At 43.0% G+C, this 7,267-nt stretch carries 8 protein-coding genes; 7 read left to right on the plus strand and 1 reads right to left on the minus strand.

The genetic code is table 11. The features are described 5' to 3' along the window. On the minus strand, positions 1-164 hold a 164-nt coding region (locus CCU_RS02145; protein ID WP_208896329.1), incomplete at its 3' end, for a helix-turn-helix transcriptional regulator. Between the two features lie 588 nt (positions 165-752). Between CCU_RS02145 and CCU_RS02150 the strand changes: the two genes are divergently transcribed. Genes CCU_RS02150 through CCU_RS02180 form a run of 7 tightly spaced genes read left to right on the plus strand, consistent with a single transcriptional unit; the run spans position 753 to position 7,130 of the window. Continuing rightward, positions 753-1,535: an ABC transporter ATP-binding protein gene (locus tag CCU_RS02150; RefSeq protein ID WP_008400030.1), complete on the plus strand. Its 783-nt coding sequence runs from the start codon at positions 753-755 to the stop codon at positions 1,533-1,535. Beyond that, positions 1,525-3,675, plus strand: a complete 2,151-nt coding sequence (locus CCU_RS02155; protein ID WP_015533391.1) for an ABC transporter permease — start codon at positions 1,525-1,527, stop codon at positions 3,673-3,675. Before CCU_RS02150 ends, CCU_RS02155 begins: the two co-directional genes overlap by 11 nt. Before the next feature lie 29 nt (positions 3,676-3,704). After that, positions 3,705-4,388, plus strand: coding sequence for a response regulator transcription factor (locus CCU_RS02160; RefSeq protein ID WP_025577041.1), 684 nt, complete (start codon positions 3,705-3,707; stop codon positions 4,386-4,388). Next, entirely contained in the window at positions 4,385-5,476 is a 1,092-nt protein-coding gene (locus CCU_RS02165; RefSeq protein ID WP_008400027.1) for a sensor histidine kinase, read from the plus strand. Before CCU_RS02160 ends, CCU_RS02165 begins: the two co-directional genes overlap by 4 nt. Then, positions 5,433-5,945, plus strand: a complete 513-nt coding sequence (locus tag CCU_RS02170) for a hypothetical protein (protein ID WP_008400026.1) — start codon at positions 5,433-5,435, stop codon at positions 5,943-5,945. The genes CCU_RS02165 and CCU_RS02170 overlap by 44 nt, the downstream gene beginning before the upstream one ends. Positions 5,946-5,967: 22 nt before the next feature. Beyond that, complete coding sequence (locus CCU_RS02175; RefSeq protein WP_015533393.1) at positions 5,968-6,654, plus strand: DUF6619 domain-containing protein; 687 nt, start codon at positions 5,968-5,970, stop codon at positions 6,652-6,654. 47 nt (positions 6,655-6,701) lie between these two features. After that, the gene (locus CCU_RS02180; protein WP_055057440.1) at positions 6,702-7,130 is read left to right on the plus strand and encodes a metal-dependent transcriptional regulator; all 429 of its coding nucleotides are present in this window, start codon (positions 6,702-6,704) and stop codon (positions 7,128-7,130) included. The last annotated feature ends 137 nt before the right edge of the window (positions 7,131-7,267 follow it).

A 7,267-nucleotide genomic window follows, 5' to 3' on the forward strand; every position in this document is an offset into this window, starting at 1 on the left:
GCTCTCAAAATCAAATAGGAAGGATTCATTTTCCCTTTTTCGATATTGGCGATTTGCTTTACAGAAACATGGCTCAGATCAGAAAGTTCCTGTTGTGTCAGTTCTTTATTCTTTCGGGCTTCCCGCATTTTTTGCCCTAAAGCAGTTAAATCATCAATCGGCATAATCGTTCACCTCAATAATATCGTATCGTTCCGGTTTATGTGATGGAATGACCTTATTATGCCGGTTAATGGGCTTGATTATACCGATTATAAAACTGAGAATACAAATTCCATTAAAGAGTAATGAAGGATGCAAACTTACCTGTATCCGTGACAGCATCCGGCGTGGTCTGAAGCAGCTGGCAAAGTATTTTTAGGGTAGAATAACAGAGGGCGCAAGGTCTCAAAGTGCTTCTGCATAAGACCTTGCGCCCTACCTATTGTAGTAGCCTTAGAGGTGTATTTTGTAAAGCTATCTTTGAGTGAAGAAACATGATCTTTATCAAGAAAATTTGTTTCTTTCGGATATGTTTATATAGTTCCACTTGATAGCCAAAATAATTCATAACTATTACCTTGAAGCGGGCAAGCACATCGGATAGAATAAATATAAAGAAAAGCAGCGGCGATCTGGCACAAACGTCACATCGCCGCCCTTTAGCATTTAGCATAGAAACCTTACATCAACTGTAAGTGGTTTATCTTCCTGCCATGCAGTAAAATATAATCAACAACTAATCAAAAAGCGAAAAGGCAAAAGGTGATAATATGAATTGCAAAGAAAAACTTTTGGAAGTCCGAGATATACACAAGGTATATACGAAAGAGGGTGTTCCTACAAAAGCTCTTAATGGCATTACCTTTGATGTTCTTGATGGCGAATTTTTGGGGATCATGGGCGCAAGCGGATCAGGAAAAACGACCCTGCTAAATTGCATTGCTACGGTTATTAAACCGACCTCCGGGCAAGTCCTGCTTTCCGGCGCAAATGTGAGTTCCTTTGATAGCGAAAAACTGGCTGAGTATCGGGGCAATAAAATAGGCTATCTGTTTCAGGATTTTGCTTTGCTTGACAACTTGACTGGCAGAGAAAATATCCTGCTGCCGCTTTCTATCCATAATGTAGATATATCTGCTGCGGAGAAGAAGTTGAATGACATTGCAGGACTTTTTGGAATCACGGATGTGCTCTCCAAATTTCCGGCGCAGATGTCAGGTGGTCAAAAACAGCGCGTCGCTGCCGCCCGCAGTTTGATTTCCGACCCCGATATTATTTTGGCAGATGAGCCAACTGGGGCATTGGATACAAAGGCAGCGCGGTTGCTTATGGAAAAACTGTGCGAGATCAATCACGGTCGCGGACGCACAATTTTGATGGTAACACACGACCCGAACGCTGCAAGTTTTTGTTCCAGAATCCTATTCATACAGGACGGTGTGATTTTCCATGAGCTGCGCCGGAAAATTCCGACTGAAACACGGGAGGAATTTTATGCGCGTATCTTACAGGTAATGGCACAGATGGGAGGAGGGAGTGCAAATGTTCTTTAACCTTGCGTGGCGAAACTCCAAACGAAACCGTAGTGAGAACCTGATTTATTTTCTTACTATGGTTACAGCTGTAGCCACATTTTATATCGTCCTCTCCCTTGGAAGCCAGGACGTGATGCGCTTCTTGGAGGAAATCGAAAGTGACGCTGTTAATCGACTTCTGACAATGCTAATGCCGACGGTTTATCTTTTTTCGCTGCTGTTTGTATTTTTCCTTGTCATTTTTGCGAACAAATATCAGCTTGAATGTAGGAGCCGGGAATTAGGGCTTTACCTGATGTTTGGAATGACAAAGCGACACTTGTTTATTCAAATCATGGCAGAGGGGCTAATCACATCACTGCTGGCTCTTTTGGGCGGACTGATCTGCGGCGGCTTTTTATCAGAGGTAATCAGCCTTGCTACGGCACGGCTTGTAGGTCGCGGCATAATTGCACATCAGTCAAGTTTTTCTGTGAGCGCTGTTCTCTTGACAACGCTTGGATTTCTAATGATTCAAGTTGTCGCGTTGTTCATCCTTTGTGGAAAACTATTCAACAAAGAAATCCACCAACTCCTTTATGGAGAAATGGCGAAGAAACAGCAAGTTGGAAAAATGAGTGGGAACTTATTTTCCCTCATTCTCGGAGCGGTAGTTTTGACGCTTGCATATTGGGTAATCCTAAAGTATTTCATGGTTGCTGGCGGTATGATGATAATTGTTGCCGTGATATTAGGTATTGTGGGAACAATGCTTTTTATCCGTGGGCTTGCAGGCTTGCTGAGCGCAGCGGCGGCTTCTGTGAAACGCAACACAACACACGGTCTATATATTTTCACTCTGCGGCAGTTACACGAAAATATAGTCCACAAGTATATTTCAATCGGTGTTGCATCTATTTTGATTATGCTCACTATCATGCTCATTGCGGACGGATCAACCCGCATTATGTCGTATGGGAACCAAATGACGCGGGGATCTTCTGTTTACGATTTTACCGTCACGGGCAATGAAGCGACTGTTGAAAAATACCTTTCGGGTAAGCAAATGCAGCCCTATGTGGCTGATTTGAGCCGCATGGAAACAGGAACAATGAAACGCCCAGCTTCCGTGAAAGCGAACTCTTTTATAGATTGGTCCGGGCTGCGTGAACAGGTTGTTTTGAATCTGCCGCCAGAAGTAGAGGATCCCGTCACACAAGGAGCTACAAGCTATGAGTTCAGTCCCAATCAACCAGCCGCGCTTAACCTTTTAGGGTGTATTGATACTACGGGAGCTTCGCCATTTTTAATTTCCGTATCTTCATATAACGAATTGCTGGAAGCAGCTGGAGAAAAAACTATCGTTCTTGGAATCGACGAAGCTGTATTCTATCTTAACCCGGATTTTCAGGGGAGTACAAAAGAAGAAACCACCACCATGTTGAACCAGATTGCGGAGGACGCACGGGCTAATGGTAAAGTCTTGATTTCTATTGACGGACTGCCAATTACGCTTATCCCGTTTGTGCCGATGAAAGGCTTGACTGCGGATGAAAACGTAAAAATCATAACCGCATTGATTGTTTCCGATGAAGTATATTCTGAATATGTAAATCCAGACACCGTTACCGTTTATCACAATTTCTGTATTCCGAGCGAAACTGTGGAAGCTGATGGCCTGATGGTGTCGATTATGGAAGCCCGTGACCTGTTAAAGCCCTCTGGCCTGTACTGCGAAAGCTATTTGGACAATTTCGGACGGCAACTATTTTATGTCATTTCCGGCAGCTACACGACCTTATACATGGGTTTTATGCTTCTAATTATCGCTTGCGCCCTACTTGCCCTGCAATTCCTAACCCAAATGCGAGAAACAAAGGCAAGGTATGCGACACTTTCTATTCTGGGCGCACGACGCGAACAAATGAAGCGTTCCATAAACCAACAGGTGCTATGGTATTTTCTGCTCCCGCTGTTTCCTGCGTGTATCAGCGGTACAGTCGGAATTTGCGCAATGCAGCATTACCTATACTCTAATATGGCAAAACTGCAACAGTCTTATCCTATGCTGCTCGTTATGGCGCTTGTCGTTGTTTGTATGCTTGCATTGTACGGTGTGGCTATTGCGCGGACAGCAAACCGTGAAATCAGCAAATTAAATTGGAAGCCAAATGCTTAATGGGCTTATTCGGGAAGGAGGTGTTCATATTGGCGCAAATTATTGTGGTTGAAGATGATGTATATATGCGGGAAGAATTGATTGATGTGTTGGAAAAAGCGGGATATGACGCTGTTCCTTTGCTTGACTTTGAAAATGCCGTATCACAGATAATGTCTCTTTCCCCGGACTTGATTTTGCTCGACATCAATCTTCCTTTTCACTCCGGCTTTGAAATCTGCAAAGAGGTAAAGGCCAAACAGCTTGGGACTGTGCTGATATTAACTGCAAGAGATAAATTACAGGACGAGCTTCACGCTTTGGGATTAGGGGCGGACGATTACCTAACAAAGCCATGCAACACGGAACGGCTTCTTGCCCGCATTAAAAACCTCTTGCGCCGCAAAGAAGAACAGATGCAGCAGGGATTGCTTAACGGGGGCGGCTTCCTGCTTGATCCAAACACTTTTACGCTCTATGCAGGAAAGAAATCTTATGTTCTTCCGCAGAATGAGGGGAAAATACTTCTCACCCTTTTGAAAAGCAGCCCGAACCTTGTATCAAAGAGCGACCTGTTTCATGTGCTTTGGGGAACAGCGGAGTTTATAGACGAAAATGCGCTGCAAGTCAATTTTACACGACTGCGGAAAACGCTGCGTGAAGTTGGACTTGATGATCGCATTGAAACGGTGCGCGGGCAAGGCTACCGTTTGAAAGAGCAGGTGGAAGTATGAAGAAATTTAATACTCTCTTGACCTATGTATCGTCCAATCGTATTTGGTTGATTACTCTTGGCTGCTTGGATTTGTTCTTTGCGTTTCTGGCATGGGTGGCTTATCCGGGGGATTTTTTGAGCCTTGTGGGGCTAATGATATTTGTATCACTTGCCGCGTTTGTCATCCCCTTTGTCATCTCAATTCATAAACGCAGTAAAATTGATGCCGCTTTTCGGCGCTTTCTGTTAGAGCCGGACGACACAAACGAATACCTGTTGTGTGAAAGTGCCCCCGCGTCAATGCGCCCATATATCCATGAATTAGCCCATCATCTGAGAATGCAAGAGGGGTATGTGAACGAACAGCAGTTAAAGGTTGCCAACTACGAAAGTTATATTGAAAATTGGGTGCATGAAATCAAGAAACCTCTGTCCCTTATGACGCTTCTTTTAGATAATCGAAAGGTTGAGATGTCACCGTTGGTGCATACTCGTATGCTATATGTACGCGACCATGTGCGGCAGAACGTAGAACAGATTTTGTACTTTTCACGTCTTGGGGCGGCTCACAAAGATTGCTATTTTGAACCAATTCTGATCTTAGAGACTTGTCGGGAAGCGGTTGAGGACAATTTATCCTTGCTTGAAGAAGCCCAATTTTCTGTCACATATTCCGGGAACGACTGTAACGTAATTTCTAACAAAAAAGGCTTTATGTTCATTTTGGGACAGATTATTAGCAACAGTGTAAAGTATGCTGTGAAGGACACCGCCCCCGCTATTCAATTTTCAGTAACGGATAATCCAGAAAGCGGGCAGATTACTCTATCCGTCAGCGATAACGGAACAGGTATACCCGCGTCTGATCTGCCGTTTGTTTTTGATAAGGGCTTCACTGGGGACGCAGGAAGCTTTTTAAGCCGCTCCACAGGTATGGGATTATATTTAGTGCAGAAAATGGCAAAAGATTTAGCGATAGATTTACAAATCACATCACAGTTGTCATGCGGAACAACCATTATTCTGATGTTCCCCAAGGTGCAATATCCAGTCAGGAGGTTTGATGATGCAACAGCAGATTCGTACGCAAACACCAAAGAAAAATAAGCCTGCGGCTTCTCTGATTATAAGTTGGCTGATTATCTTGGGCGTATATTTACTTTTGCGCCTTGTCTTTGTTATCTTCGGATTTCATTTGGCACCAGTTGTTTTAGGTGGATGTTTAGCTGTTCTACCTTACATTGCGGGAGCGTTTTATCTTTTTAAGACACCAGCGGCACATCGGGTGGGAGGTTGTGTGTTAGGAATTTTACTGCCGTCCATTGTAGAAAAACTCGTTCTTTATTTTTTGGGTGCGTCCCTTTACGGAATACCTCTGGCAGATGTCAGCGGAGTAATGAGCAGAATTGCAGCGAATGAGCCGTTCACACACATTTTTTCTAATCCGGCAGCACGCTATATTCTTAATCTATCATTTTTTGGATGGCAGTACATTGTCGGCAGTATTGTCGTATGTGCAATTCTGATTTTAGGCATGATGGGTATTCAAAAAAGAAAATCATGTTCTCGAACGTAAGGAAAACTGAGGGGATTTGTAAATGAGCAGAAAAATAGTGATGACACTCGTGTGCATCCTTGTATTGGGTCTATCTGGGTGTGGAGATACACTCACTCTTAATCAATACAATACGAGTGAAATTTGGTATATAGCATATACAGACATTGATACAGTTTGTGAGAGCAATGAATTAACCGCAGATGGCTCCAGCATTTTACATTCTGAGGAAGATTATCTTCTGCTTTCATATGTAGTTGACAGCAATATTGAAATTACAAAAGAGCTAAAGGATGGGGGGTGGGACCATTTGATCCTGACAAACCCTCAATGGATAGATCGCTTTGGTGATCCCAGCAAGTTAAAACCTGTGGAATATGGCAGTTTGGCAAATAGCATGCAGGAATTTTTAGATGTTCAAATGCCTATATTGACTGCTGATGGAAATGTATTGCCTGATGGAGTGGGACTATATCAATATGATGGAGAGACATTATTGGCATTTCCGGTGCATGTGGCGTTGGGCGCAGCAGAGCCGATAGAAGCAAAAAATCCATTGATTATCCTTGTGGATAAACCGGCACAAAGTCTTAAAGCGAGTAGCTGTATGTTGCCGCTGACTTCAAGCGGAAATGTCCTGTTTGCAGAAGGAGAGAAACTTCAAGAGTCATTTGACGAGAGCAAACTAATTGACTATGGATCGATTGAAGAGTTTCAGATGAATCATTAAAGTGAATCTGAAATGTGGAAAACAGTAGCTTAGTATAACAGAAATAGCTGCCGCACGACGGCAAAAGAAAAAAAGCCGTCGTACAGCAGCTAGAATCCGTGCTTATACTTCAAAAGAAACTCGGTATGGTGCGTTCCGTGGATGTTGCCCGGTACATGGAAGTTTCAAAACCCAGCGTATGTTACGCAGTAGGAACTTTACGAGAGGACGGTTTTTTGACAACAGACGAAAACCATTATATACACCTGACCGACCTTGGCCGGGATGTGGCCGAAAAAATTTACGAACGCCATTGCTTTTTTACTTATCAACTTATAGCCGTTGGAGTTAATCCACAAACTGCAGAAGTGGATGCTTGTCGCATGGAACATGCAGTCAGTGATGAAAGTTTTCAAAAACTGAAAGAGCATGCGATGAGAGGGATTGCTGCACAAAAAATTGACAATACATTTGATAATTTTCCTGTGAAGAAATAGAAAATGTTGCTTTGCTAAAATAGATTAAATATGAAAGACACAAAATACAAGATATTAGCATATTTTGACAATCAATCATATCGAAAACTATTCAATGAGGTAAACTCAGATTATGCAGAAAATCTACAAATTTTACT

This window comes from Coprococcus sp. ART55/1, from assembly GCF_000210595.1.
In the GTDB taxonomy this organism is placed as follows: Bacteria; Bacillota; Clostridia; order Lachnospirales; family Lachnospiraceae; genus Coprococcus; species Coprococcus aceti.

Bases quoted from the DNA above. Each gene is read 5' to 3' on its own strand.
- CCU_RS02150 (WP_008400030.1), top strand. From the start codon at position 753: ATGAATTGCAAAGAAAAACTTTTGGAAGTCCGAGATATACACAAGGTA.
- CCU_RS02175 (WP_015533393.1), top strand. From the start codon at position 5,968: ATGAGCAGAAAAATAGTGATGACACTCGTGTGCATCCTTGTATTGGGT.
- CCU_RS02170 (WP_008400026.1), top strand. From the start codon at position 5,433: ATGATGCAACAGCAGATTCGTACGCAAACACCAAAGAAAAATAAGCCT.
- CCU_RS02165 (WP_008400027.1), top strand. From the start codon at position 4,385: ATGAAGAAATTTAATACTCTCTTGACCTATGTATCGTCCAATCGTATT.
- CCU_RS02155 (WP_015533391.1), top strand. From the start codon at position 1,525: ATGTTCTTTAACCTTGCGTGGCGAAACTCCAAACGAAACCGTAGTGAG.